The sequence below is a fragment of the Streptomyces gobiensis genome, from assembly GCF_021216675.1.
GTDB lineage: Bacteria > Actinomycetota > Actinomycetes > Streptomycetales > Streptomycetaceae > Streptomyces > Streptomyces gobiensis.
Window position 1 is genome coordinate 4592859 of record NZ_CP086120.1, and the last position, 26756, is coordinate 4619614.

21 protein-coding genes are annotated in these 26756 nt (G+C 69.7%); 17 read left to right on the forward strand and 4 right to left on the reverse strand.

The window, feature by feature from the left end:
• Nucleotides 1–6: 6 nt before the first annotated feature.
• The gene (lexA, locus tag test1122_RS21375) at nt 7–810 is read right to left on the reverse strand and encodes a transcriptional repressor LexA (protein WP_232270773.1); all 804 of its coding nucleotides are present in this window, start codon (nt 808–810) and stop codon (nt 7–9) included.
• Nucleotides 811–1198: 388 nt separating this feature from the next.
• Here lexA and nrdR point away from each other — a divergent pair, with 388 nt between their 5' ends.
• The 9 genes from nrdR (at nt 1199) to test1122_RS21420 (ending at nt 10361) form a co-directional block, all read left to right on the forward strand.
• A complete protein-coding gene (gene nrdR, locus test1122_RS21380) occupies nt 1199–1726 on the forward strand; it encodes a transcriptional regulator NrdR (protein WP_232270774.1) in 528 nt (175 codons plus the stop codon).
• Between the two features lie 116 nt (nt 1727–1842).
• Nucleotides 1843–4698 (forward strand): vitamin B12-dependent ribonucleotide reductase, encoded by a 2856-nt coding sequence (locus tag test1122_RS21385; RefSeq protein ID WP_232270775.1) that lies wholly within the window; start codon nt 1843–1845, stop codon nt 4696–4698.
• Nucleotides 4699–4908: 210 nt separating this feature from the next.
• Nucleotides 4909–5670, forward strand: coding sequence for an SDR family oxidoreductase (locus tag test1122_RS21390; protein ID WP_232270776.1), 762 nt, complete (start codon nt 4909–4911; stop codon nt 5668–5670).
• Between the two features lie 89 nt (nt 5671–5759).
• Nucleotides 5760–6596 carry an arylamine N-acetyltransferase family protein gene (locus test1122_RS21395; protein WP_232270777.1) on the forward strand — a complete coding sequence of 279 codons (837 nt, stop codon included), beginning with the start codon at nt 5760–5762 and terminating at the stop codon, nt 6594–6596.
• 20 nt (nt 6597–6616) lie between these two features.
• Entirely contained in the window at nt 6617–7228 is a 612-nt protein-coding gene (locus test1122_RS21400; protein ID WP_232270778.1) for a YdbC family protein, read from the forward strand.
• A gap of 64 nt (nt 7229–7292) precedes the next feature.
• Complete coding sequence (locus test1122_RS21405) at nt 7293–7949, forward strand: histidine phosphatase family protein (protein ID WP_232270779.1); 657 nt, start codon at nt 7293–7295, stop codon at nt 7947–7949.
• A gap of 69 nt (nt 7950–8018) precedes the next feature.
• Nucleotides 8019–8936, forward strand: a complete 918-nt coding sequence (locus tag test1122_RS21410) for an ADP-ribosylglycohydrolase family protein (RefSeq protein ID WP_232270780.1) — start codon at nt 8019–8021, stop codon at nt 8934–8936.
• Nucleotides 8937–8992: 56 nt separating this feature from the next.
• Entirely contained in the window at nt 8993–9700 is a 708-nt protein-coding gene (locus test1122_RS21415) for a ribonuclease HII (protein ID WP_232270781.1), read from the forward strand.
• A 43-nt stretch (nt 9701–9743) separates the two neighbouring features.
• A complete protein-coding gene (locus test1122_RS21420; protein ID WP_232270782.1) occupies nt 9744–10361 on the forward strand; it encodes a hypothetical protein in 618 nt (205 codons plus the stop codon).
• 233 nt (nt 10362–10594) lie between these two features.
• Here test1122_RS21420 and test1122_RS21425 read toward each other — a convergent pair whose 3' ends face one another.
• The gene (locus test1122_RS21425) at nt 10595–11161 is read right to left on the reverse strand and encodes a hypothetical protein (protein WP_232270783.1); all 567 of its coding nucleotides are present in this window, start codon (nt 11159–11161) and stop codon (nt 10595–10597) included.
• Between the two features lie 218 nt (nt 11162–11379).
• The gene (locus test1122_RS21430; protein WP_232270784.1) at nt 11380–13551 is read right to left on the reverse strand and encodes a RecQ family ATP-dependent DNA helicase; all 2172 of its coding nucleotides are present in this window, start codon (nt 13549–13551) and stop codon (nt 11380–11382) included.
• A 133-nt stretch (nt 13552–13684) separates the two neighbouring features.
• On the opposite strand from test1122_RS21430, the gene test1122_RS21435 reads away from it, so the two are divergent.
• The 7 genes from test1122_RS21435 (at nt 13685) to test1122_RS21465 (ending at nt 23874) form a co-directional block, all read left to right on the forward strand.
• A complete protein-coding gene (locus tag test1122_RS21435; RefSeq protein ID WP_338423560.1) occupies nt 13685–14854 on the forward strand; it encodes a DUF4192 domain-containing protein in 1170 nt (389 codons plus the stop codon).
• 87 nt (nt 14855–14941) lie between these two features.
• A complete protein-coding gene (locus test1122_RS21440; protein ID WP_232270785.1) occupies nt 14942–17005 on the forward strand; it encodes a glycogen debranching N-terminal domain-containing protein in 2064 nt (687 codons plus the stop codon).
• A gap of 44 nt (nt 17006–17049) precedes the next feature.
• On the forward strand, nt 17050–17805 hold the full coding sequence (locus test1122_RS21445; RefSeq protein ID WP_232270786.1) for an NUDIX hydrolase: 756 nt from the start codon (nt 17050–17052) through the stop codon (nt 17803–17805).
• 98 nt (nt 17806–17903) lie between these two features.
• Nucleotides 17904–19775, forward strand: a complete 1872-nt coding sequence (locus tag test1122_RS21450; protein ID WP_232270787.1) for an ATP-binding cassette domain-containing protein — start codon at nt 17904–17906, stop codon at nt 19773–19775.
• 121 nt (nt 19776–19896) lie between these two features.
• Entirely contained in the window at nt 19897–20865 is a 969-nt protein-coding gene (locus test1122_RS21455) for a FadR/GntR family transcriptional regulator (RefSeq protein WP_277879868.1), read from the forward strand.
• Nucleotides 20866–21239: 374 nt separating this feature from the next.
• Nucleotides 21240–22829, forward strand: a complete 1590-nt coding sequence (locus tag test1122_RS21460; RefSeq protein ID WP_232270789.1) for an RNA polymerase sigma factor — start codon at nt 21240–21242, stop codon at nt 22827–22829.
• A 157-nt stretch (nt 22830–22986) separates the two neighbouring features.
• A complete protein-coding gene (locus test1122_RS21465; protein WP_422397027.1) occupies nt 22987–23874 on the forward strand; it encodes a S1 family peptidase in 888 nt (295 codons plus the stop codon).
• Nucleotides 23875–23971: 97 nt separating this feature from the next.
• On the opposite strand, the gene test1122_RS21470 is transcribed toward test1122_RS21465, so the two are convergent.
• Nucleotides 23972–24199: a DUF7455 domain-containing protein gene (locus test1122_RS21470; protein WP_232270790.1), complete on the reverse strand. Its 228-nt coding sequence runs from the start codon at nt 24197–24199 to the stop codon at nt 23972–23974.
• A gap of 427 nt (nt 24200–24626) precedes the next feature.
• Between test1122_RS21470 and test1122_RS21475 the strand changes: the two genes are divergently transcribed.
• Nucleotides 24627–26747 (forward strand): DNA gyrase/topoisomerase IV subunit B, encoded by a 2121-nt coding sequence (locus test1122_RS21475; protein WP_232270791.1) that lies wholly within the window; start codon nt 24627–24629, stop codon nt 26745–26747.
• Nucleotides 26748–26756 lie beyond the last annotated feature (9 nt).

The following is a 26756-nucleotide window of genomic DNA, read 5'->3' on the forward strand; positions in this document are numbered from 1 at the left end:
TCCGGCTCAGACCCGGCGCATGACCGCGACCACCTTGCCGAGGATGGTGGCCTCGTCACCGGGGATCGGCTGGTATGAGGAGTTGTGCGGGAGCAGCCATACGTGACCGTCCTCGCGCTTGAAGCGCTTCACCGTCGCCTCGCCGTCGAGCAGGGCGGCGACGATGTCACCGTTCTCGGCAACCGGCTGGCGGCGCACGGTTACCCAGTCGCCATCACAGATCGCGGCCTCGATCATGGAGTCGCCCACGACCTTCAGGACGAACAGCTCCCCGTCACCGACCAGCTGGCGCGGCAGCGGGAAGACATCCTCGACCGACTCCTCGGCGAGGATGGGTCCGCCCGCCGCGATCCGGCCGACCAGCGGGACATAGGATGCAGCGGGCTTGCCGGTGGTATCGGTGGCCTGCGGGCTGGGGGTGTCCGAGCCGCGTACCTCATAGGCGCGTGGCCGGTGCGGATCACGCCGCAGGAAGCCCTTGCGCTCCAGGGCCATGAGCTGGTGGGCCACCGATGAGGTGCTGGACAGGCCCACGGCCTGGCCGATCTCCCGCATGGACGGTGGGTATCCTCGCCGCTGCACTGAGTCACGGATCACCTCGATGACCCGGCGCTGCCGGTCGGTGAGGCCCGTGCTGTCGGCGCGGATCCCTGGAGGTCGCCCGGGCAGTGCGCGGCCGGGCTTGGGGCCATCTCCGGCACCGGGAATGCCGGGTGCCCCTGTGCTGTCGTTGATCTGATGCATCTGGTCGATTCGGTCCTGGGAGCGGTCCTGGGCGGTGATGGTGGCGCTGTCTGCGGTGGTGGTCACGTCGGCCCCTCTCGAGCGGTTCTCCCTAGTTGGACAACGGTAGTTGGTTTCGAAAGGTTGCGCCAAACACACGTTCGAGTGAAATATCGCAGATCAGCTGACGTGATCACTGTGAGGGGTGTATGAGCCCGAATCCCATCCGGCCTATTGCGGTACTCTCTCGTACGCTCCACGCTTCGGGGCCGTGCGACACGCGAAGCCGCGTCATTGCCTCCCAGCTACCAGATCTAGTGGTTTGATGGGCGCCAGCCACCAGAAGTTGTGGTCCCGTGTCCTTCGAGGCGTAGGGCATCGCCTATGCTGGTGGTGAGTTCCGAGGGGCCTGAACCGGGCCCGCGGAGCTGTTGAATCATGCTGCGCCATCGAGGGTGAAGGAGGGTGAGAAGCCATGCACTGCCCCTTCTGCAGGCACCCCGACAGCCGCGTCGTGGACAGCAGGACCACCGACGACGGCACCGCGATCCGCCGACGCCGCCAGTGCCCCGACTGCTCCCGTCGTTTTACGACACTGGAGAACGCGTCACTGACAGTGATCAAGCGAAGCGGGGTCACCGAGCCCTTCAGCCGGGACAAGGTGATCGCCGGAGTGCGCAAGGCATGCCAGGGACGCCCGGTCACCGAGGACGCCCTCGCCCAGCTCGGCCAGCGGGTCGAGGAGGCGGTGCGCGCCACCGGGAGCGCCGAGCTGTCGACCCATGATGTCGGCCTTGCCATACTCGGCCCGCTCCAGGAGCTGGACCTCGTGGCGTATCTGCGATTCGCGTCCGTCTACCGGGCGTTCGACTCGCTGGAGGACTTTGAGGCCGCCATCGAGGAGCTGCGGGAAGTGATGCCATCCGCCCGGGAGAGTGCGGGCGATGACGGGGGTGGCGACAACGGCGCCGCGGTCCCCGTCCCGGCGGCCGCCACCGACTGAGCGGCGCAAACGATTCTTGACCGGACCGCTGGAGAGCGGCCCCGGCCATCAGGCAGACACCGTGACCCGGGAAGAATCGGGGCACATCAGGGCGTTATGCCCAATAGGGAGGCGGAATGACAGAGACGGCGAGCGGCCCGGCACGAGGCTCCCACGCCAAGGGCAGCAAGGTGAGCAAGGGCCTGCGTATCGAGCGCATCCACACGACCCCCGGCGTGCACCCGTACGACGAGGTGGTCTGGGAGCGTCGTGACGTCGTCATGACCAACTGGCGCGACGGCTCGGTCAACTTCGAGCAGCGTGGCGTCGAGTTCCCCGACTTCTGGTCGGTGAACGCGGTCAATATCGTCACGAGCAAGTACTTCCGCGGGGCGGTTGGCACGCCGCAGCGTGAGACCAGCCTCAAGCAGCTCATCGACCGGGTGGTGAAGACGTACCGCCAGGCCGGTGAGGAGAACGGTTACTTCGCTTCCCCGGCGGACGCCGAGATCTTTGAGCATGAGCTGGCCTACGCCGTGCTGCACCAGATCTTCGCCTTCAACTCCCCGGTGTGGTTCAACGTCGGCACCAAGCAGCCTCAGCAGGTCTCCGCCTGCTTCATCCTCTCCGTCGATGACTCCATGGAGTCGATCCTCGACTGGTACAAGGAAGAGGGGATGATCTTCAAGGGCGGCTCGGGCGCGGGCCTGAACCTCTCCCGTATCCGCTCCTCCAAGGAACTGCTCTCCTCCGGTGGCAACGCCTCGGGTCCGGTCTCCTTTATGCGCGGCGCCGATGCCTCCGCAGGAACGATCAAGTCGGGCGGTGCCACCCGCCGCGCGGCCAAGATGGTCGTGCTCGACGTCGACCACCCGGACGTCGAGGCCTTCATCGAGACCAAGGTGAAGGAGGAGGAGAAGATTCGCGCGCTGCGCGACGCGGGCTTCGACATGGACCTGGGCGGTGACGACATCACCTCCGTCCAGTACCAGAACGCCAACAACTCGGTCCGGGTGACCGATGAGTTCATGAAGGCCGTGGAGTCCGGCTCGAAGTTCGGCCTGCGCGCCCGGATGACCGGTGAGGTCGTCGAAGAGGTCGATGCCAGGAACCTCTTCCGTAAGATGGCCGAGGCCGCCCACGTCTGCGCGGACCCCGGTATCCAGTACGACGACACCATCAACCACTGGCACACTTCGCCGGAGTCGGGCCGGATCACCGCGTCCAACCCGTGCAGCGAGTACATGCACCTGGACAACTCCTCGTGCAACCTGGCCTCGCTGAACCTGATGAAGTTCCTGCGCGACGACGACAAGGGCAACCAGTCCTTCGACGCCGAGCGCTTCGCCAAGGTCGTTGAGCTGGTCATCACGGCGATGGACATCTCCATCTGCTTCGCGGACTTCCCCACCCAGAAGATCGGCGACACCACCCGCGCCTTCCGCCAGCTGGGCATTGGCTACGCCAACCTCGGCGCCCTGCTGATGGCGACCGGCCACGCCTATGACTCGGACGGCGGCCGGGCGCTCGCCGGTGCCATCACCTCGCTGATGACCGGCACCTCCTACCGGCGCTCCGCCGAGCTGGCCGCGGCCGTCGGCCCGTATGACGGCTACGCCCGCAACGCGGACGCCCACAAGCGCGTCATGAAGCAGCACGCCGACGCCAACGACGCGGCCACGCGCATGGACGACCTGGACACCCCGGTCTGGGCCGCCGCGACCGAGGCCTGGCAGGACGTTGTCCGGCTCGGCAAGAAGAACGGCTATCGCAACGCCCAGGCCTCGGTGCTCGCTCCGACCGGCACCATCGGCCTGATGATGGACTGCGACACCACCGGCGTCGAGCCCGACCTGGCTCTGGTCAAGTTCAAGAAGCTGGTCGGCGGCGGCTCCATGCAGATCGTGAACAACACGGTCCCCAAGGCGCTCAAGCGCCTCGGCTACCAGCCGGAGCAGATCGAGGCGATCGTCGAGCACATCGCCGAGCACGGCAATGTCATCGACGCGCCGGGCCTCAAGCATGAGCACTACGAGGTCTTCGACTGCGCCATGGGCGAGCGCTCCATCTCCCCGATGGGGCACGTCCGGATGATGGCCGCGGCCCAGCCCTTCCTGTCGGGCGCGATCTCCAAGACCGTGAATATGCCCACGACCAGCACCGTCGAGGATGTCGAGGACATCTACCTCCAGGGCTGGAAGCTCGGCACCAAGGCACTGGCTGTCTACGTCGAGAACAGCAAGGTCGGCCAGCCGCTGTCGGCCAAGAAGAAGGAAGAGGTGCGCAAGCCCGAGACCGAGACGGTCGTCGAGTACCGCCCGGTCCGTAAGCGGCTCCCCAAGGGGCGCCCCGGCATCACCACCTCCTTCACCGTCGGTGGCGCCGAGGGCTATATGACCGCCAACTCCTACCCGGACGACGGCCTCGGAGAGGTCTTCCTGAAGATGTCCAAGCAGGGCTCGACCCTCGCGGGCATGATGGACGCCTTCTCCATCGCTGTTTCGGTCGGCCTCCAGTACGGCGTGCCGCTGGAGACCTATGTCTCCAAGTTCACCAATATGCGATTCGAGCCGGCCGGTATGACGGACGACCCGGATGTGCGGATGGCGCAGTCGATCGTCGACTACATCTTCCGCCGTCTGGCGCTGGACTTCCTGCCCTTCGAGACCCGTTCGGCGCTCGGCATCCACTCCGCCGATGAGCGCCAGCGCCACCTGGAGACGGGTTCATACGAGTCCACCGATGACGAGGTCGACGTCGAGGGCCTGGCCCAGTCCGCCCCGCGTCAGCCGGAGTCTGCGAAGGCCCCGGAGAACCCAGCCCCGGGCGAGGCCCCAGCGCCGCCGCAGGCGCACAGCTCAACCGAACTGGTTGAGATGCAGCTCGGCCTGAATGCCGACGCCCCGCTGTGCTTCTCCTGCGGCACCAAGATGCGCCGGGCAGGAAGCTGCTACCTCTGTGAGGGCTGCGGCTCCACCAGCGGCTGCAGCTGATTCCGGGCGCCGCTCAGCGCGGATAGTCAGCGGGGACCGGTGAAGCACCGGTCCCCGCTTTCCGCTGTCGGGGCGCGGGCAAGCCGCGGACCATGGTGCCCGGCGATGGTGGCGCGCCAGATGAAGCCCGCGGGCGCGCGGATGTCACATTGCCGTGGGCTCGTTCGGTCTACCCGGTGGAACACACATCACATCTGGAGGTTCGCACCTATGGACAGTCCGATTCTGGTTACCGGTGGTACCGGCACGCTGGGCCGTGAGGTGGTGCGGCTGCTGCTGGAGGACAAGCGTGAGGTGCGGGTGATGAGCCGGCGCGCGCGGCCGGAGGGCGACACAGGGCCCTATGAGTGGGCGAGGGCGGATCTCGTCACGGGGGAGGGGACCGACGCCGCGGTGGCCGGGGCCGGTGCGATCGTGCACTGTGCGACGACCAGGGGCAAGGGTGATGCCGAAGCGACGCGGCGGCTGGTTCAGGCCGCGCGGCGGGCCGGGAACCCGCATCTGGTCTATATCTCGATCGTCGGGATCGACCGGGTGCCGATGTTCTACTACCGGGCCAAGCTGGCGGCCGAGCGGATCATCGAGGAGTCCGGGCTGCCCTGGACGACGCTGCGCACCACTCAGTTCCATGACTTGATCGCGATGTTCACGGCCGTTCAGCGGTGGCTGCCGGTGACACTGACGCTGGGTGGCGGGGTCCGCCTCCAGCCCATCGAGGTACGCGAGGTGGCAGCCCGGCTCGCCGAGCTCGCCGTCGCGGAGCCCGCGGGACGGGTCGAGGACATGGGCGGTCCGCAGGTGCGTACGGCCGTAGAGCTGACCCGGACGACTCTGCGTGCGTATGGCCGCCGTCGGCCGGTGCTGCCGCTGCGCTGGCCCGGCGCGTCCTTCCGGGCGCTGCGGGAAGGGGGCCTGCTGGCGCCGGATCACGCGGTGGGCCAGGGTACCTTCGACGACTTTCTGGCCCGCTGAGGGTGAGGCGAGGGTGAGCCGGGAATGAGCCGGGGCCAGGGGAGGTTGGCCTTTCCGTCGGGCGTGCGCCCGGCGGAGAGGGGTTCTCGGTGAGTGACGGTATGTGGGGCGGCGACGCGTTGGATCTGGGCGCCTACCTGGCGCGGACTGGGTACGGCGGCGCGGATCCGCAGCCGGATCTGGCGACACTGCGGGAGCTGCAGCGCGCGCATGTGGACCGTATCCCCTTTGAGAACCTGGAGATCATGCTCGGCCGTCCGGTCCTGCTGGAGCTCGATGCGCTGCAGGCGAAGATGGTGGCGCGGCGCCGTGGCGGCTACTGCTTTGAGCAGAACCTGCTGTTCGCCGCCGTATTGGAACGTATCGGCTTTGAGTTCACCGGCCTCACCGCCCGGGTGCGGATGGGCAGTGATCAGCTGCGGGCTGCCACGCATATGCTGCTGAGTGTCGATCTCGATGGCGAGCGCTGGCTCGCCGATGTGGGCTTCGGCGGTGAAGGACTGCAGGCGCCGATCCCGTTGAAGGACGGGGCCGAAGTGCGGCAGGGCGGCTGGACCTTCTCGCTGGCGCGCGAGGACGGCGGGGTGTGGGTGCTGCGCTCGCTGCACCCCGACGGCTGGTTCAGCATGTACGCCTTCACCGAGGAGCCGCACTTCCCGCCGGACTACGCGGTTGTCAACTACTACATCTCCACCCACCCACGCTCGCCCTTCACCACCAGACCCGTGCTGCAGAAGCCGGAGCCACTGGTGCGTACGACCCTTATCGGCACCCGGCTCTCGGTGGTGCGTCCCGACGGCAGCGAGCAGGAACGGGAGGTTCCGGCTGAGGAGTTGGGGATGCTGCTTGAGCAGGCCTTTGGAATCGAGCTGAGCGAAGGGGAGTTGGCTGAGCTGCGGCAACGGTATCGGACGATAAGCGGCTGAGATGGCCGTACGATGGCGCGGTGCTGGTCAAGTGGATGCGGTGCACCGTGATCGATCGACGCGGCTTCGAGCGCGGGCAGCGGAAGTGGGCGGGGCTGCTCGGCGAGCCCGGCTTCCGGGGCCAGGGCGGTGGCTGGAGCCGGTCCCGACCGGAGGTGGCACACCTCTTCGGCTTCTGGGAGAGCCGGGCCTTCTACGACTCCTTTATGGCCCGCTCCCATGATCGGTTGCATGCGGCGCAGGTCGGCACCTACCTGGGGATGCGGACGCTGCTTTTTGAGTACCGCTTCGATGTGAAGACGGGCTTCCTGCCGGAATTCACCGGCGCCGATCTGCTGCGAGTGGCGCACTGCCAGGTGCGGGAGGACCGTATCGAGCACTACATCCTGATGCAGGAGAAGGTCTGGAATCCGGCCATGGCCGGATCGCCCGGGATGCTGCGCGGGATCTTCGCCCAGGCGCGGGCCGAGGAGGAGTTCCTGGTCCTTTCGATGTGGGACTCGGCGGCCGAGCACGGCAAGTACCGCACCGAACGCGTCGAGCGGCTGGCCCTGCGTGCTCAGACCGGGGCCGATATCGCCGCGATCGACGGGGACGTCATTGATCTGGAGCCCTCCTGGACCGTCGCATGACCGGGTGCCCGGTCGGCGGCTCCCCGGCGGGCCGGGGCCGGGCAGCGGACCTAGGGTGGGCCATATGGCACGACCGCGGCGCATCGTCCTCATCCGGCATGGCGAATCCGAGGGGAACGTCGATGACACGGTGTATGAGCGGGTGCCCGACCACGCGCTGCGGCTGACCGCCGAGGGCTGGCAGCAGGCGCGGGCGGCGGGGGACCGGCTGCGGGAGCTCTTCGGGGAGGAGCGGGTGTCCGCATACGTCTCGCCCTATCGGCGCACTCATGAGACGTTCCGGGCACTGCGGCTTGATCCGTCCCGGGTACGGGCGCGCGAGGAGCCCCGACTGCGCGAGCAGGACTGGGGCAACTGGCAGGACCCCAAGAACGTACGCCAGCAGAAGGCGGCCCGTGACGCGTACGGGCACTTCTTCTACCGCTTCGAGCAGGGAGAGTCCGGCGCGGATGTCTACGACCGGGTCGGGGCCTTTCTGGAGAGTCTGTGGCGCAGCTTCGATGCGCCGGACCATCCGCCGAATGTGCTGCTGGTGACGCATGGGCTGACCATGCGGTTGTTCTGCATGCGCTGGATGCACTGGAGCGTGGCCGAATTCGAATCGCTGTCCAACCCGGACAACGGTGAGACCCGGATGCTGATCCTGGGACGGAAGGGGCGCTACCACTTGGACCGGCCGTTCGAGCGGTGGTGTGTGCCGGACCCCTATGAGGTGCTGTAACGATCCGGCTGGCCCGGCTGGTCTGTCTTATCTGGCTCATATGGGGTGGCCGGATAGAGTTTCGCCACCATGACCGTTGATCCCGCTCGCCGCGACCGCGCCCTGGCGAGCCTGCGCGGGCTGTCCGTGGGGGACGCCCTGGGCTCGCAGTTCTTCGTACCGGCCCACTACCCGCTGCTGCGGCGCGGGGAGCTGCCGCCCGCCCCCTGGCAGTGGACGGATGACACCGAGATGGCCTGCTCGGTGGTGGCCGTGCTGGACACCCGGGGCGCCGCTGATCAGGACGCGCTGGCCGCCGCCTTCGCGGAGCACTATGACGTCGACCGGGGTTATGGGCCCATGGTCGATCGCATGCTGCGGCAGATCGCCCAGGAGGGCGCCGACTGGCGTGAGCTGGCCGCCGCCCTCTTCGACGGGCGGGGCTCCTGGGGCAACGGCGCGGCGATGCGGGTGGCACCGCTGGGCGCCTGGTTCGCGGATGACCCGGCCCGGGCGGCGGCCGAGGCTCAGCAGTCGTCGTACGTCACCCACCAGCACCGGGAGGCGGTGTGCGGAACCATGGCGGTCGCGGTAGCGGCGGCGCTGCGGGCCAGCACCCCGGCGTGGGGGCCGGACAGCGGGGGCGCGCTGTTGGACGGTGTGGTCGAACTGGTGCCGCGCAGCGCCGTACAGGCGGGGCTGCGCCGGGCCCGCGACATGCTCGACTACGGGGACCCGGGGACGGTGGCGGCGGTGCTGGGCTGTGGGCGGCGCACCAGCGCGCAGGACACGGTGCCGTTCGCGCTGTGGGCCGCCGCCCGGCATGGCGGTGACTTCGAGCGGGCGCTCTGGACGACCGTTCAGGCGGGCGGTGACATGGATACCACCTGCGCGATCGTGGGCGGTGTCCTCGCGGCGGGGCCCGACTGCGCGCCGCCGAGCGCTTGGACGCAGCGGACCGAGCCGTTGCCGGAGTGGGTGCCGGGCGCGGATCTGGCGGGCCGCTGAGGAACGGGTGACCGGTGTGTCATCGGGCGCGGGGCCAGCGGTAGGGTGACGGTGTCATGCCGTACGAGCCACCCACCCATCGCGTCGAGCGGTCGCTGAGGGCGACCACCGGGGCCAAAGTTGTCGCCGGAGTCGATGAGGTCGGACGGGGCGCCTGGGCCGGCCCTGTCACGGTCTGTGCGGCGGTTACCGGCTTGCGCAGGCCCCCAGAGGGGCTGACCGACTCCAAGCTGCTGACCGTGAAGCGACGCACCGAGCTGGCCGAGGTGCTTTCCGGCTGGGTCACCGCCCATGGCCTGGGCCATGCCTGGCCCGAGGAGATCGACGAGGTGGGTATGACGGCGGCGCTGCGGCTCGCGGCGGGCCGTGCCCTGGAAGTCCTCCCGATACGGCCGGATGCGGTGATCCTGGACGGCAAGTACGACTATCTGGGTACGCCCTGGCAGGTCCGTACGGTGATCAAGGGCGATCAGTCCTGTGTTTCGGTGGCGGCTGCCTCCGTTATCGCCAAGGTTCGCCGGGACGCGCTCATGGCCGAACTGGGCCTGGAGCACGTCGATTTCGGCTGGGATGACAACGCGGGCTACCCGGCGCCCGTGCACCGGGCCGCGCTGGAGGAGCTGGGGCCCACCCCGCACCACCGGCTGTCCTGGGCGTATATGGACGCACTGCCGCGCTGGCGGCATATGAAGAAGACCCGGATCGTGAACGATCCCATGGCTGCCGAGGGGGGATTGGAGACTGAGCAGATCGGTCTCTTCTGAACCCGCTGGCGCATCCCGTACCGGCGTTTGATAGACATCACCCATGCCTCACAGCTCCGAGGAGCCACAGATTCACCCAAGTGTTCCGGGCCCCCGCAATGCCGCGGCCGCCGCCCGTACTCCACAAGCCCCCCGCCCCGCCGTTCCTGGCCCCCGGCCCGGCCCGCGCCCCGCACCGCCGCGCGCGGACAGCAGCCGTCCAGGACCGGGCCGCCCGGGTCCGTCGCGCACCGCCCCGTCCCCGGCCCCGGCCGCCGCGCCGACGGCCTCAAGTACTGCTACGGCCGCGGGGATTCAGCTGGTCACCGCCACCGCGGCCACCGCGGTGGAGGCCGCCGACGAGACGGTCGACCGGCTGCTCGACGAAGGTGGCGCGCCGACGGACATCCTGATCCTCACCACCGGGGAACAGCATCCCTGGGCACAGCATGAGCTGTCCTTCGGTGAGGACGCGTACTGGCGGCAGCAGGCCGAGGGCGGGGACATCTTCTACGCCCACACCTCCGCCGCCGCCCGCCTCATGGCTCGTCCGGTCGTGGTGCTCGCCGTCAACGGCGGCACGGACACGGAGGTCGCCGAGGCGCTGCCGGTGGCGCTCGGTCGGGCCAAGGCCCAGCTGATCGTGTGCGGCGATCCGCAGCGGCTGCGCGCCCTGCTCTGAACGACGTGCGTTCCGCCCAGGGGGTGTCCGGTGGGTCTCCGTGGAGGGAGGAGCTGGGGGCACCCCCAGGCGAAGCTCTGGGGGAGTCTGGTGCGTGCGATCGCAAGGCGGAGGAGGAAGCCAACCTGGTTGGTTGGCGACCGACGACAACGCGGCTGGGGGCACCTCCCAGACGAAGTCTGGGGGAGTGCGTGCCAGGCGTCGCGATGCCGCGGAGACCCACCGGACACCCCCTAACCGGCTATTCGGTCGGCGGGCGGGGCCGCGAACGGACGGCGGCCGCCACGGTCTTCGCCGAGCACCCGCCAGCCGGTGGGTGTCAGCGTGATGTAGGCGCCGCAGCGCAGGCCGTGCAGTGTGCAGGCGTCGCGCAGTCCCCACATCCAGGCTCCGTCCTCCTCGGTCCAGCGGTCCGCGCCACTGCGGCAGTACAGCAGCACGGCGGTACGCGCCGGTCTGCGGCGGCGCAGATCGTGCGGGATGACCTGGCGCAGCTGGACCAGCAACGCGTTGCGGTACTCCCAGCCGTCGGGGGCGGTGGCGGGGCGGCCGAATGACGCGCTGGCGACAAGCCGTTCATCCGGTCCGAGCACGGCCACTACCGCCGTTGAGGGCACCGGCAGATGCCTGGTGTACAAGCCGGTGACGACCTCGCGAGGGCTACGCAGCAGGGGAATCCCGGCTGCGGCCCACTCCGCGGGCTCAAGGGTGCGGCCGAGCCGGGAAGCGGGGTCGGCGACAGCGGCCCATGGGGCCCGGGCACGCCCGGGGGCGGCGGAGGGGGTGGAGCCGAAGGCCACTCTTCTCCCTTCGTCTGCGTTGATGCACCGGCGTTGATGCACCGGCGTTGACGCACCGGCGGGGCGCCGGGCATGGGCACACGCCACGACACCCTCATACCGGACCGGGGCGATCCGGATCAGGAGCCGCTCCAATTCTCGCCATCGCCCCGACTGGCGGCAACGAGTAATTTCGTACACGAGGCCGGAATCAGCCGGTCCCGGCCTGACGGATCCGCTCACCCCTGCACGGCGAGGACCAGCGGCAGTACGTCCTTGGCTCCCGACTGACGCAGCAGCCGCGCCACCATGGCCAGGGTCCAGCCCGTATCGGTGAAGTCGTCCACCAGCAGTACCGGACCACCGGCGTTCACCAGCGCCTCGGCGAGGGGTGGCGGCACCGCGAGCGTCTGATGCAGCGCCCGCACCCGCTGTGCGCTGTTGCTGCGCGGCAGCGCTCCCCCCGGGCCATCCTCCGTACGCACCACGGTCCCCAGCAGGGGCATCCGCCCGATGGCCGCGATCCGCTCGCCGAGCGACTGGACCAGCTTCGGCCGGGCGCCGGAGCTGACGGTCACCACTCCCACGGGGCGGTCCGGTGCGCCCTGCTGGCCGGATGCCCAACCGCCGGGGCCCTTCGCCCAGTCGGCGAGAACCGTCACCACCGCCTGTACCACATCGTCCGGCACCGGCCCATCGTCCGCCTGCGGAGCGAGCAGCGGGCGCAGCCGGTTGCCCCAGCCGATGTCCGAGAGGCGCCCCAGTGCCCGGCCGGGCGCCGACTGCTGGCCGGGTGGAATACGGCCCTTGAGGTCCACCCCTATTGCGGGCAGCCCGGTCGGCCACATCCGTCGCGGCTCCACCTCAACTCCCGGGCGCGACAGCTCTCCGGTGGCCGCCGCCAGCGAATCCGGGGTGACCTCAGTGGTGAAGCGGGCTCCCGCGCAGTTGTCGCACCGGCCGCAGGGTGCCGCCTGAGGGTCGTCCAGCTGCTGGCGCAGGAACTCCATCCGGCAGCCGCTCGCGGTGGTGTAGTCCCGCATCGCCTGCCGCTCCGCCTCCCGTTGGCTGGCCACCCAGGCGTACCGCTCGGTGTCGTAGGACCACGGCTGGCCGGTGGCGGTCCAGCCGCCGCGCACCCGCCGCACGGCGCCGTCCACATCGAGCACCTTGAGCATCATCTCCAGCCGGGATCTGCGCAGCTCAACCTGGGGCTCCAGCGCAGGCAGCGATACCGGGCGGCCGGCGGCCGAGAGCACCTCGAGGGTGCGGCGCACCTGCTCCTCGGGCGGGAACGCCAGCGAGGCGAAGTACCGCCAGATCGATTCGTCCTCCGGGCCCGGGAGCAGCAGCACCTCCGCATGGTCCACACCGCGCCCTGCACGGCCGACCTGCTGGTAGTAGGAGATGGGGGAGGACGGCGAGCCGAGATGCACCACAAAACCGAGATCCGGCTTGTCGAAGCCCATGCCCAGAGCCGAGGTCGCCACCAGCGCCTTCACCCGGTTCGCCAGGAGATCCGCCTCGGCGGCCTCCCGGTCGGCGTTCTCCGTCCGCCCCGAGTAGGAGGTGACCACGTGCCCGCGCTGCCGCAGATAGGCCGTGACCTCCTCCGCCATCGCGACCGTGAGGGTGTAGATGATCCCCGAGCCAGGCAGCCCTTCCAGATGACCGTCGAGCCAGGCGAGCCGGTGTGCCGCGTCCGGCAGCCGCAGCACCGACAGGCTGAGGCTTTCCCGGTCCAGTGGACCGCGCAGCACCAACGCCTCCGTGGACTGCGCACCCGTGCCCGTGCCGAGCTGCTCGGCGACATCGGCGGTGACCCGGGCATTGGCGGTCGCGGTCGTGGCCAGCACCGGCACCCCGGGTTTCAGCTCAGCCAGCATCGTCCGCAGCCGCCGGTAGTCCGGCCGGAAGTCATGGCCCCAGTCTGAAATGCAGTGCGCCTCGTCGACCACGAGCAGCCCGGTCGCCGCCGCAAGTTCGGGCAGCACCTGATCGCGGAAGTCCGGATTGTTCAACCGCTCCGGGCTCACCAGGAGGAGGTCGACCTCGCCCGCCGCCACCTCCGCCCGAACCGTCTCCCACTCCTCGGTATTGGCGGAGTTGATCGTGCGGGCCCGGATGCCCGCACGCCCGGCCGCCTCGATCTGGTTGCGCATGAGCGCCAGCAGCGGAGAGACGATGACAGTCGGGCCACTGCCGCGCTCCCGGAGCAGCGCGGTCGCGACGAAGTACACCGCGGACTTGCCCCAGCCGGTGCGCTGCACCACCAGTGCCCGCCGCCGGTCGGCGACCAGCGCCTCGATGGCCCGCCACTGGTCCGTCCGCAGCCGGGCCGCACCGGTGCCGTCACCCACGAGACGGGCCAGGACAGTGTCGGCGGCGGCGCGCAGCTCATTGGCAGTCATGCCCACATGCAACCTGATAGCACCGACAAAGCGCGAACCCGATCCTGTGGACAACATGGCGTTCGTATGATCAATTCGGCGCCCTGTGGACAGCGGCGAGCGGGCCCGCCCGCAGTCGCGCGATCGTCGGCCCATGGCACACAGCAGCGGACCGACCAAGGACCAGTCATTCACCGAGCACCGGATCACTCTGCGCGGCCCGGCCGAACTGGCCGACGCCCTACCGTATTTGCTTGGCTACCATCCCGATGACTCGATCGTCGTCATCGGAATCCACGGTGGCAGCGGACGCTTCGGCGGCCGGATCCGGCTCGGCATTCCCTCCGTCCCGCAGGAGTGGGCGGACACCGCCCGACAGGTAGCCGACTGCCTGCTGGACAACAGCGAGGCCCATGGCGCACGGCCCGACGGGGCCATCGTCTATCTCTGCCAGGACCCGGCCGCAGGAGAGAGCGGACACGGGGTCATGGAACGGCTGCGCCCGCTCGCCCAGCAGCTGCGTACCGCCTGCGGGGCGCTGGATATGCCGGTGTACGAAGCACTCTGTCTCTCCGGCGGCCGGTACTGGTCGTACTGCTGCCCCGATCCGCACTGCTGTCCGCCCGACGGCACCCCGCTGGGTCCACCCGGCACCTCGACCATGGCCGCCGCGGCCAGTTACGCGGGCATCCAGGTGCGGGGCTCGCTGAAGGAGCTGAGGGCCCGGCTGGCCCCGCTGGGCCCGCCGCTCGCCGCGGGACAGGAGCGGGCGCTGGACGAGGCCGGGGCGGCTCTGCTGCCCAGAATGCTCGGCGCGGCGGACCGGGACAGGGTGCGGACGGAAACCCTGGACCTCGGCGCCCGGCTGCTCGCGCGGTACCGGTCCGCACCCGTGGCGGGAGAGCCCCTTGATGAACCGGCCATCGACGCCCGGGACGACGCGCTCCTGGCCGACACGGAGGCCGCCGCGCTGATTCTGGGCCTCCAGGACCGGATCACCCGTGATCAGGCGGCGGAGTGGATGGAGGGCACGGACACCGGGCCCGCTCTTCGGCTGTGGCGGGCGCTGAGCCGTCGCTGTGTCGGGGCCTATACCGAGCACGCGGCGGCTCCGCTCACCCTCGCGGGCTGGGTCGCGTGGTCCAGCGGGGACGAGCCCGGCGCCCGAATCGCCCTTGGCCGGGCCCTGGAGGTGGACCCCCACTATGTCTTCGCCCGGCTGCTGCACTCGGCCTGTAACGGCGGACTCGATCCGGAGCCGCTGCGGGACTGTCTGCGCAAACAGCGGGCCGCGCGCGGCTCAACGCGGCCGCGGCCAGCGTGACCAGGCGCCCATCGGGCCGTTCACTCCAGTGGCGGATATCGCGAGCCGCTCAGCCCCTGCCCCATGCAAGGAAGTACGGAGCCAGGCATGTCCCCGACCGCGCAGACAAACACCCCACCGAGCCGACGCCCGCCCGCGCGGACCCCGGCACCGCCCCGGCCAGGCGTCGTATACCAGCCCGCACACGCGGTGCTGATCTGCGTCGCCGCCCCGGCACTCGCGATCTCTACCGAGCAGGGTCAGCTCACCGGCCAGGGGCTGGAGGGCTTCTACCACGGTGGGCGCAGAGTCCTCTCCCGCTGCCAACTGCGTCTGGCGGGGGAGGAGCCGGTGCCGTTGCAGGGACGGATGCTCGGTGCGGGCCGTGCCCGGTTCATCGCCGCAGCGCGGACCACCGCCGACACTGGACCCGACCCTGCCGTCACCGTTGAGCGGGTGCGCTGTGCCGACGGCACCGAGCGGATCACGGTGCTCAGCGCGGCCGAGCACCCCGTGCGGCTGCCCGCCGAGCTGCGGCTCGGCACCGATCTGGCGGAGCTGGGCGCCATCGCGGTCGGCCGGTCCGGGGCCGAGCTGCCCGCCGCCGTCCATGGCGCCGGACTGCGCTGGTCGGCGCCGACCGGGCAGGCCGTCGTCACCGCTCAGCCCGCCCCGGACACCACGTGGGCCTCGGCCGGACTGCTGCGCTGGGAGCTGGAACTGCCCCCCGGCGGCAGCCGCACGATCACGCTCTCCATCGGACTGCGGAAGACGGCCGGTGCCGTGGCCGCGCCACAGGCCCGTACCCCTGCCGCCCTTCCCGGGCCGCCCCTGGACGCCGCCGCGGCTCCCTGGCCCCGGTCACAGGCCCGGTGCGACGACGCCCGGGTGGACACGCTGCTGCGCACCAGCCTTGACGACCTCCACGCGCTGCTGCTCCGTGACCCGGTGCGTCCGGCCGATGTCCATCTGGCCGCCGGGGTCCCCTGGCGCTGTGCCCTCGCCCCTGCCGAGTCCCTGCGTGCGGCCCGTACGCTGCTGCCGCTCGGCACCCGCCTCGCCGCAGGCACCCTGCGTACCCTCGCCCGCAGTCAGCTGACCGGCCCGGGTCCGGACCATGGCCGGATTCCTGGCACGCTGCGGAACGCGGGGCCGCATGTCCCGCCCAGCTGCACCGGTATCGAAGCCACGCTGCTCTTTCCCGCCGTGCTGGCCGAGGCCCGCCGCTGGGGCTTGGCCGACTCCGACATCGAGCCGCTGCTGCCCGCGGCCGAGCGCTGTCTGGAGTGGCTGCGCGGCGCTGCCAAGGAGGGCGGCTATGTGCCCGACCCGGTCCCCGACGGGCCGCTGCGCTGCGAGACGCAGGCACAGGCACACCGGGCGGCCCTGCTGGGGTCCGATCTCCTCGACGCCTTCGGCCGGCCCGGTGGCGAGGAGTTGCGGGAGTGGGCGCAGGCGCTGCGGCAGCGCTTCCGGGAGGACTTCTGGCTGGACGACCGCTCGGGCGGCAGACCTGCCGCGCTGCGTACCGCTGATGGCAGCGCCATGGCACATCTGAGCAGCACCGCCGTAGAACTGCTCGACACCGGGCTGACCGACGCCGGTGAGTATGCGGTCGGTCTGCTCGACAAGGTGCAGACCGAACAGCTTGCCAGGCTGCTGGGCGGTCCCTCGCTCGACTCCGGCTGGGGGCTGCGCAGTCTCAGTACCAAAGAGCCGGGCCATAACCCCTTCGGCCATCGCAGCGGTGCCGTGCGCAGCCAGGAGACCGCCACCGCGGTGGCGGCTCTGGCCGCGGCAGGGTACGAGAAGGAGGCGGCGTCGCTGCTCCGGGGTGCACTGGACGCCGCGGAGGTCTTTGGCTACCGGCTGCCGGAGATGTACGCCGCCGAGCAGCGCACGGCGGGCAGCGCTCCGCTGCCGCATCCGGCCGCCTGCCGCCCGGCGGCCGTCGCCGCCGCGGCGGCGGTGCAGCTCCTTCTCGCCCTCGCCGGGATCCGCCCCGATGTGCCCGCGGGCACCGTCGCTGTCCGGCCGATGAGCACCGCGCCGCTGGGCGCGGTGCAGTTCACCGGATTGCGGGTGGCCGAGGAGCCTTTCTCGGTGCGGATCAGCAGGCTCGGCATGGGGATGGTCGAGGAGGCGCCGGAGGGATTGCAACTGGGCATCTGACTGAGGACCCTGTTTATCGTCAGGCAGACGACTATGATCATGGCATGCCCTACGACCCGTCGACCTGTCCCTCCTTCGCCGTCACCGTCGACCTGGTCGTGCTCACCGTGCGCAGGCACGCGCTGTGCGCACTGGCCGTACGCCGCGGGGAGCCGCCCTATCAAGGCCGGTGGGCGCTGCCCGGTGGGTTCGTACGGCCGGACGAGGACCTGGAGGCGGCGGCTGCCCGTGAGCTCGCGGAGGAGACGGGGCTGCGCGCCCACGAGACCAGCGGCCAGTGCTCTGGCGCACACCTTGAGCAGCTTGCCACCTATGGCGCCCCGGAGCGGGACCCACGGGCCCGGGTGGTCAGTGTCGCGTATCTGGTGCTCGCGCCTGATCTTCCCGCGCCCACCTCCGGAGGGGACGCGCAGACCGCCCGCTGGGCCCCGGTCGACACCCTGCTGTCCCCGGCCGAAGGCCCCGCCAGGGGCAGAGAGCACAGCTCCTCGCTCGCCTTCGACCATGAACGGATCCTCTCTGACGGAGTTGAGCGCGCTCGCTCGAAGATCGAGTACTCCTCGCTCGCCACCGCGTTCTGCCCGCCGGAGTTCACGGTGGGGGAGCTGCGCCGGGTCTATGAGGCGGTCTGGGGGGTGGCCCTCGACCCGCGTAACTTCCATCGCAAGGTGACCGGTACCCCGGGCTTCCTGGTGCCCACCGGCGGCACGACGACACGTCAGGGCGGCCGACCCGCCCAGCTGTTCCGGGCGGGCGGTGCGACGCTGCTGAACCCGCCGATGCTGCGTCCGGAGATCTGACCGGCCCGGACACCACGTCGACCTCGCGGGTTTGCCGGGAAAATCGCACATGTCGCGTTATCTTGCATGCGTTCCTCATGCGCTCTGCGGGAGAAGCGATGATTCAGGCCATCGGACTCACCAGCGCCCCCCGCCGTAGCCAGCCGCCCGCCGTGGACGACCTCACCTTCGAGGCGCGCCCCGGCCGGATCACCGCGCTGCTCGGCCCCCAAGGCGCCGGCAAGACCACCGCACTGCGGCTGATGCTGCAGCTGCAGTCCGGGCGCGGTGTCGCCCTCTTCCGGGGACGGCCGTTGCACCGTGTCCCGCACCCCGCCCGGGAGATCGGGGCGTTGCTCGGCGATGTGCCCGGCCATCCGGGCCGTACCGCGCGCGGACATCTGCGGATGCTCACCGCCGTCGCCGGAGTCCCCGCCGCACGGGCCGACGAGATGCTGGATGTGGTAGGCCTCAGCGGGCTCGCGGACCAGCGGCTCGGCGCGTTCTCCCTCGGCATGGACCGCCGCCTGGGCCTGGCCGCGGCCCTGCTGGGCGATCCGCACACCCTTGTGCTCGACGAACCCGCGCACGGGCTGTCACCCCGCGAGGTCGCATGGCTGCACGGGCTGCTGCGCGGCTTCGCCGACCAGGGCGGTCTCGTGCTCACCACCACCAGCGAGCCCAAGGAGGCGGCCCGCACCGCGGACCGGGTCATCACCCTGGAAAGGGGCCGGCTCATCGCGGATCAGGAGGCGGCGGACTTCGCCCGCACCCGGCTGCGCCCCCGGGTCGTTGTCTCCTCGCCGCACGCCGAGCGGCTGGCCGCCCTGCTCGTTCAGGAGTCCCGCAGCGCCACTCAGCTGGAGTCCTTCGCCCCCGCCCGGGCGACCGACTCCATGGAGCCCATCGAGGTCGTGCGGGAGAGCGGCGGCCGCATCGCTATCTACGGCAGCGACCGGGCCATGGTCGGCGAGACCGCTTACCGGCATGGCATCCTGATGCACCAACTCGCCGACGAGATCGGCGACAACGGCGACAGCGCCCTGCTCCCCCCGCTGGCCCGCGCCGACGGACGCGGGCCGGCCCCGGACTACGAGACAGCCCCGGACTACGAGCCGGCCGCGGACCCCGAGCCGGCCGCCGCCCAGTCCTCCGTCCCCGCGGCCCGCCGGGAACGGAGCGAGGAGGCCGAGCTCCCGCCGCGCCTCACCGCCGTGCCCGCCCCCGGCCCCAGCTGGCCGCTCCGCTATGAGCTGCGACGGCTGACCGGTGTGCGCTCCAGCTGGCTTATCGCGGCCGCCACACTGCTCACCGCCTTCCTGGTGGCCGCCGTGCTCGGCTACCGGGACGGCACCCCCGCGCTGCGGCTGCTCACCGGCTGGCCCGACGGGGTCCCCCTGCCCCCCATGGCGGCCACGGCCGGACTGCTGGGGGCGTTCGCCTTCGGCCAGGAGTTCCGCTACCCCGCTCTCGCCCCCGCCCAGGTCCCCGTACCGCGCCGCCTCGGGCTGCTGGCCGCCAAGCTCTCCATGACCGCCACCACCGCGGTGCTGCTCTGCGGCGCTTCCACCGCCGTCAACGCCACCGGTCTCGCTCTGCTGTACGGCCCCGGCTTTCTGGCCCTCCCCGGCGGCTGGCCGCTCTCCCTGGCGGCGACCGTGGCCCTCGCCGTCGGCTGTGCCTGGGCCGGGCTGCTCGCCGCCGCGGTCTTCCGGTCAACCATCGCCGGAGTGGGGGCAGTCCTCGCCGTACCGCTTCTGATCGCCCCGGTGGTACGGAAGTTTCTCGCCGGTCCGGCCGGGGCGTCCATCGAGGGGCTGCCAGGACGGCTGGAGTCGCTGACCCTGGTCCCATGGCCGGCCGGCGCCGATCGGTGGGTTGCCGCGGCCATGCGACTGCTGGCTCAACCCATGGGCAGCGCCCTCATGTTGTCGCTCACCGCGTTGTTCTGTGCATATACGTTCAGCACGCTGCGCGGCAGAACCCACTGACGCCACCGCGTGACCACAGTAGTGGCGTCAACTACCGTTTATGTGACGGTGATGACGGAGAGGGGCCGTTTCCTTCCGAATGGGGCGTCAATGGCGCAGGAGTCGACGATCACCCTTTCGTGTGCTTTTCACCAAAGCCCTCAAGGCCGTCCCGGGCTCCGCCGACAAAGGATGCGTGACTACCCTTGCGCACTCCATGATGACCGCGGCTCGCCCCGCCGACTCCGGCCTTGCCGGCCCGGGTGAGCTGGACCGCTACTCCTACGCCGAGTCCTCCGGCGCCGCACGCGCCACCAACGCCCCTGCCTGGGAAGGTGGTGACAACGATATGGCCCGAGTGGGCCGCCGCGCCGCGGGCAGCCGGGGCCGTGGCCTGCACGGCCAACTCGTCCAGCAGCTCGGCCAGATGATCGTCTCTGGCGATCTCGGCGCTGACCGTCCCCTGGTTCCCGAGGAGATCGGTCAGCGCTTCGAGGTCTCCCGCACCGTCGTCCGTGAATCCCTCCGCGTCCTTGAGGCCAAGGGCCTCGTCAGCGCACGTCCCAACGTCGGCACCCGGGTACGCCCGGTCAGTGACTGGAACCTGCTGGACCCCGACATCATCGAATGGCGCGCCTTCGGACCGCAGCGCGAGGACCAGCGCCGCGAACTGTGCGAGCTGCGCTGGACCATCGAGCCGCTCGCCGCCCGGCTCGCCGCCGGCCACGGCCGCGACGAGGTCCAGCAGCGTCTCACCGACATGGTGGAGATCATGGGCCACGCGCTCGCCCAGGGGGACACCCTCACCTTCTCCCGCGCCGACGCCGAGTTCCATGCCCTGCTGCTGCAGGCCGCCGGAAACCGGATGCTGGAGCACCTCTCCGGCATTGTCGCGGCGGCGCTGCAGGTCTCCGGTGGCCCGGCCACCGGCTGCGAGCGGCCCACCGAGGCAGCGATCGGCCATCACCAGCGGATCGTGGACGCCCTGGGTTCCGGCGAGGCCGCCGTCGCCGAGACCTCCATGCGTCAACTGCTCGCTGTCCACCCCGAGGCCGGCGCCCCCGGTGCCGCCCCGGCCGATCATGTGGTGCCCGCTCCCCGCGAGCACTGACTCCGACCGGTCGCACACGGCACCAATCGCAGGCCGTCGCCGGACCCGCCTACGGGCGGGCTCCGGCGACGGGCTCCTCTCCCTGCCACTTCTCCCCTGGCGTGCCGGACCATCCCATACGTCTGAATACGGACCGATAGCAATGGATACGCCGTGTGACTCGGGACACGCGAATTGGGCGTAACGCTTCTGGGAGAAGTGCGATGACTCAAGAGGTGGTAGCCGCAGAAGGGAATACGATCGTCGTTCGCGGCGCTGTATTCCTTCACCGCACCGCTCCGCCCGAGTCACCGGTTCATCTCCGCCGGTGCTCGCAGGCTCCGGTCCTCCATGGACGGGGCCGTAGTCGTTTCCATCGTTCCGAGAGGTTGTTCGTGTCGGCCAGCACATCCCGTACGCTCCCCGCGGAGATCGCCGAGTCCGAGTCTGTGATGGCGCTCATCGAGCGGGGAAAGGCTGAGGGGCAGATCGCCGGCGATGACGTGCGTCGGGCCTTCGAGGCTGACCAGATTCCGCCAACCCAGTGGAAGAACGTTCTGCGCAGCCTCAACCAAATCCTCGACGAGGAGGGTGTGACGCTGATGGTGAGTGCCGCCGAGGCGCCCAAGCGCACCCGTAAGAGCGTCGCAGCGAAGACCCCGGCCAAACGCACCGCCACCAAGGCGGTCGCCGCCAAGACCACCGCCGCCAAGAAGGCCACCGCCGCCGCGAAGACGGCGTCGGCTGAGGACGCCGAGGTCACCGAGGGCACTGACGAGCTGTCGGAGTCGAAGCCCGCCAAGAAGGCCGCTGCGAAGAAGACCGCCGCCAAGAAGACCGCCGTGAAGAAGACGGCGGCGAAGAAGACGGCCACCAAGAAGACGGCCGCTAAGAAGTCCGTCGTCGACGAGCTGCTTGAAGGTGATGACGAGGGCATCGAGGAGCCCCCCGCCAAGGGCGGCAAGGCCGGGGCGGAAGACGCCGCCGCCTCCGATGGCAAGACCGAGAACGAGGGTTTCGTCCTCTCCGACGACGACGAGGACGACGCTCCCGCCCAGCAGGTCGCCGCGGCCGGCGCCACCGCCGACCCGGTCAAGGACTATCTCAAGCAGATCGGCAAGGTCCCGCTGCTCAACGCCGAGCAGGAGGTCGAACTCGCCAAGCGCATCGAGGCGGGGCTGTTCGCCGAGGACAAGCTGGCGGGTTCGGACAAGCTCGCGCCCAAGCTCAAGCGTGAGCTGGAGATCATCGCCGAGGACGGCCGCCGGGCCAAGAATCACCTCCTGGAGGCCAACCTCCGCCTCGTGGTCTCGCTGGCCAAGCGGTACACCGGTCGCGGCATGCTCTTCCTGGACCTGATCCAGGAGGGCAACCTCGGTCTCATCCGCGCCGTTGAGAAGTTCGACTACACCAAGGGCTACAAGTTCTCCACGTATGCCACGTGGTGGATCCGGCAGGCCATCACACGCGCCATGGCTGACCAGGCCCGCACCATCCGTATCCCGGTGCACATGGTGGAGGTCATCAACAAGCTGGCCCGTGTCCAGCGCCAGATGCTCCAGGATCTGGGCCGCGAGCCCACCCCGGAGGAGCTGGCCAAGGAGCTGGACATGACGCCCGAGAAGGTCGTCGAGGTCCAGAAGTACGGCCGTGAGCCGATCTCCCTGCACACCCCGCTGGGGGAGGACGGCGACAGCGAGTTCGGTGACCTCATTGAGGACTCCGAGGCCGTCGTCCCGGCCGACGCGGTCAGCTTCACCCTTCTCCAGGAGCAGCTGCACTCCGTCCTCGACACGCTCAGCGAGCGTGAGGCGGGCGTGGTCTCCATGCGCTTCGGTCTCACCGACGGCCAGCCGAAGACTCTCGATGAGATCGGCAAGGTCTACGGCGTGACCCGTGAGCGGATCCGGCAGATCGAGTCCAAGACCATGTCAAAGCTGCGCCACCCGTCCCGCTCTCAGGTCCTGCGGGACTACCTGGACTGATCCGGGCAGCGCTCGTACGGCGGAGAACCCGCATACGGCCCGGGCCGGTGCCCCACCAGGGGCACCGGCCCGGGCCGTATGCGCTTCCGGATGCGAAAACGCCCCCGTTCGGCCCACGGTGCGTAGCCAGGGAGCTTCTTACCGTTAAAGAAGCTCTATGCGTCCTTTCTCTTCCTCGCTGCTCTCTTCCCCGCTGCTCGGCATCGCCATCGCCATCGGCATCATGGCGCCAGCCACCCTTGCCCTGCCGCCTCCTGCCTCAGCTGGCCAGGTCATCATCGGTGGCAGCCCGGTCCCCGTCGCAGAGCATCCATGGGCCGTGGCCCTGGCCAGCCGCGCCGTATTCGGCGACGCCAGGTCCGGACAGTTCTGCGGCGGTGCGGTGGTGGGCCCGCGCACCGTGGTCACGGCGGCACACTGCTTCAGCTCGGAGGTGCTCGGCCGTGACCACACCCAGATCCGTGATCTGCGGGTCATCGCAGGCCGGGAAGACCTGCGCGGCAATACGGGCAAGGAGCTGGCGCTCCGTGCCACCTGGGTGAATCCGGACTTTGACACCGAGACCAACGCCGGGGATCTCGCCGTGCTCCAGCTTGCTGAACCGCTGCCCGCCGGCTACGTCATCCCCATGGCAGGCGAGGACGACCCGGCGTACGCACCGGAGACGCAAGCGGCGGTCTACGGCTGGGGGGACACCCGCGGTGACGGCAGCTACGCCGACCGGCTGCGCTCGGCGCGGGTGCGGATGCTTGACGACAAGATCTGCGCCACCGCGTATCCCGGCGGTGCTGGTGGCACGTACCAGGCCGACACGATGGTCTGTGCCGGAGAGCCCAAGGGCGGGCGGGATGCCTGCCAGGGTGACAGCGGTGGTCCGCTGGTCGCCCAGGGGCGGCTGGTGGGCCTGGTGTCCTGGGGCTCGGGCTGTGGTCAGCGGGGACGGCCGGGGGTGTACACCCGGGTCGGAGCCATCCGGGACCTGGTGCGGGAGCACGGGGCTGAGCCTTCCCCGCTACGGACATGGCCCTTCCCTCTGCGGACATGACGATGGGCGGCCACTCCCGGCTGGGGGTGGCCGCCCATCGCTTCCGGTCCTGGGCCGGTCCGAGCTCGTCGGAAAGGAACGCTGTGCGTCAGGTCAGTCAGCTCTGGTCGCCAGCAGCTGCCGGAGTGGCGGTCAGCCGCTCCGTCTCGTCCTGTATTTCCGCGGCGATCTTCTTGAGTTCTGGCTCGAACTTGCGGCCGTGGTGAGCGCAGAACAGCAGCTCTCCGCCACTGAGCAGTACGACGCGCAGGTATGCCTGGGCGCCGCAGCGGTCGCAGCGGTCAGCGGCCGTCAGCGGGCTCGCGGGTGTCAGAACAGTAGTCACGTCGCCTCTTCTCTAGCTCGACGAGCTGTCGTACCAGGGTCAACATCCAACCAGGCCGAAAACGTTCCCGCTCGGGGCTTTTCCTCAAAAATTCCCTCTGAGGTGGCCGAATGCTGCCGGTTGGCGGCGAAGGAGCCGTATTGCTAGTTGATTGCGGTTTTCATGCCATTTGTCCGGTTGTCGTCTCTGAGCTGGTTGCCCAGTTCGTTCATGAGGACGTGCCCGGAGCCTAAATGGTTCATGCCTCGATGGGAACGTGATGTACACGTCACCCGGATGAGTTATCGAACATCTGCGCGACACTGGGTTAGCATAGGTTTACTCCTGGGTGGCTGCACACCAGCTCTACGGGGCCTCGGTACCCTCTGACCGGCAAGCAAGCCACCCGAGTTAATCCCTGAGCGAAATTCAGCGAGGAGCGAACCGCGTGACCGCCGAGACGTCTGTGCCGTCCACCGCGCTGCTGACCGGAGCAGACCGGGATGGAGGCTCCAACTACACCGCTCGGCACCTACTGGTCCTTGAGGGTCTGGAGGCGGTGCGGAAACGGCCCGGCATGTATATCGGCTCGACCGACAGCCGTGGCCTGATGCACTGCCTCTGGGAGATCATCGACAACTCTGTCGATGAGGCCCTGGGCGGTCACTGCGACCGTATCGAGGTGATCCTCCATGAGGACGGCTCGGTCGAGGTGCGGGACAACGGGCGGGGCATCCCGGTGGATGTCGAGCCCAAGACCGGGCTCTCGGGCATCGAGGTCGTGATGACCAAGCTGCACGCCGGCGGAAAGTTCGGCGGTGGCTCCTACGCCGCCTCCGGCGGTCTGCACGGTGTCGGCGCCTCAGTGGTCAACGCCCTCTCCGCCCGGCTCGATGTCGAGGTCGACCGGGCCGGCCGCACCCACTCCATCAGCTTCCGGCGCGGTGTCCCCGGCATCTTCACCGAATCCGGTCCGGATGCCCCCTTCGATCCGTCGAGCGGCCTGCTCAAGGGCAAGAAGATCCCCAAGACCCGCACGGGCACCCGGGTGCGGTACTGGGCGGACCGGCAGATCTTCCTCAAGGACGCCAGGCTCTCCCTGGCGGACCTGCACGCCCGCGCCCGGCAGACCGCCTTCCTGGTGCCCGGACTGACGATCACCGTGCGTGATGAGCGCGGTATAGAGGCCCCGGCCGCCGAGGAGGTCTTCCACTACGACGGCGGCATCAGCGAGTTCTGTGAGTACCTGGCCCAGGACAAGGGCGTCTGCGATGTGCTGCGGCTCCAGGGCCAGGGGTCCTTCAAGGAGACCGTGCCGGTCCTCGACGGCCGTGGCCATATGATCCCCACCGAGGTCACCCGAGAGCTGGGCGTCGACATCGCCCTGCGCTGGGGCACCGGCTACGACACCACCGTCAAATCCTTCGTCAACATCATCGCCACCCCCAAGGGCGGCACCCATGTCGCCGGCTTTGAGCGCGCGGTCACCAGGACAGTCAATGAGGTACTGCGCTCCGCCAAGCTGCTGCGTGTCGCCGAGGATGACATCGTCAAGGACGATGCGCTGGAGGGACTTACGGCGGTCGTGACGGTACGGCTGGCCGAGCCGCAGTTCGAGGGGCAGACCAAGGAGGTGCTGGGCACCTCGGCGGCCTCCCGGATCGTGGCGCAGGTGGTGAGCAAGGAGCTGAAGGCGTTCCTGACGTCCACCAAGCGGGACGCCAAGCAACACGCCCGGGCCGTCCTGGAGAAGACCGTCGCCGCCGCCCGCACCCGGATCGCCGCCCGGCAGCACAAGGAGGCGCAGCGCCGTAAGACCGCGCTGGAGTCCTCCTCGCTCCCGGCGAAGCTGGCCGACTGCCGCAGCGACGATGTGGAGCGCGGCGAGCTCTTCATCGTCGAGGGTGACTCGGCGCTCGGCACCGCCAAGCTTGCCCGTAACTCCGAGTTCCAGGCGCTGCTGCCCATCCGTGGCAAGATCCTCAACGTTCAGAAGTCTTCTATTTCAGACATGCTGAAGAACGTTGAGTGCGGCGCGATCATCCAGGTCATAGGAGCCGGGTCCGGCCGGACCTTCGACATCGACCAGGCGCGCTATGGCAAGGTGATCTTCCTCGCTGACGCCGATGTCGACGGCGCGCACATCCGCTGTCTGCTGCTGACCCTCTTCCAGCGCTATATGCGGCCCATGGTCGAGCAGGGCCGGGTCTTCTCCGCGGTGCCGCCGCTGCACCGGATCGAGCTGAGCAACCCCAAGAAGGGGCAGGACAAGTACATCTACACCTACTCCGACAGCGAGCTCCGGCAGACCCTGCTGGACCTGCAGGCCAGGAACATCCGCTTCAAGGACGCCATCCAGCGCTACAAGGGTCTCGGTGAGATGGACGCCGACCAGCTCGCGGAGACCACGATGGATCCGCGCAAGCGCACCCTGCGGCGGATCAACATCAGTGATCTGGAGGCCGCCGAGAAGGCGTTTGATCTGCTCATGGGCAACGAGGTCGCGCCGCGTAAGGAGTTCATCACCACCTCAGCGGCGACGCTCGACCGCTCACGTATCGACGTCTGACCGGCAACG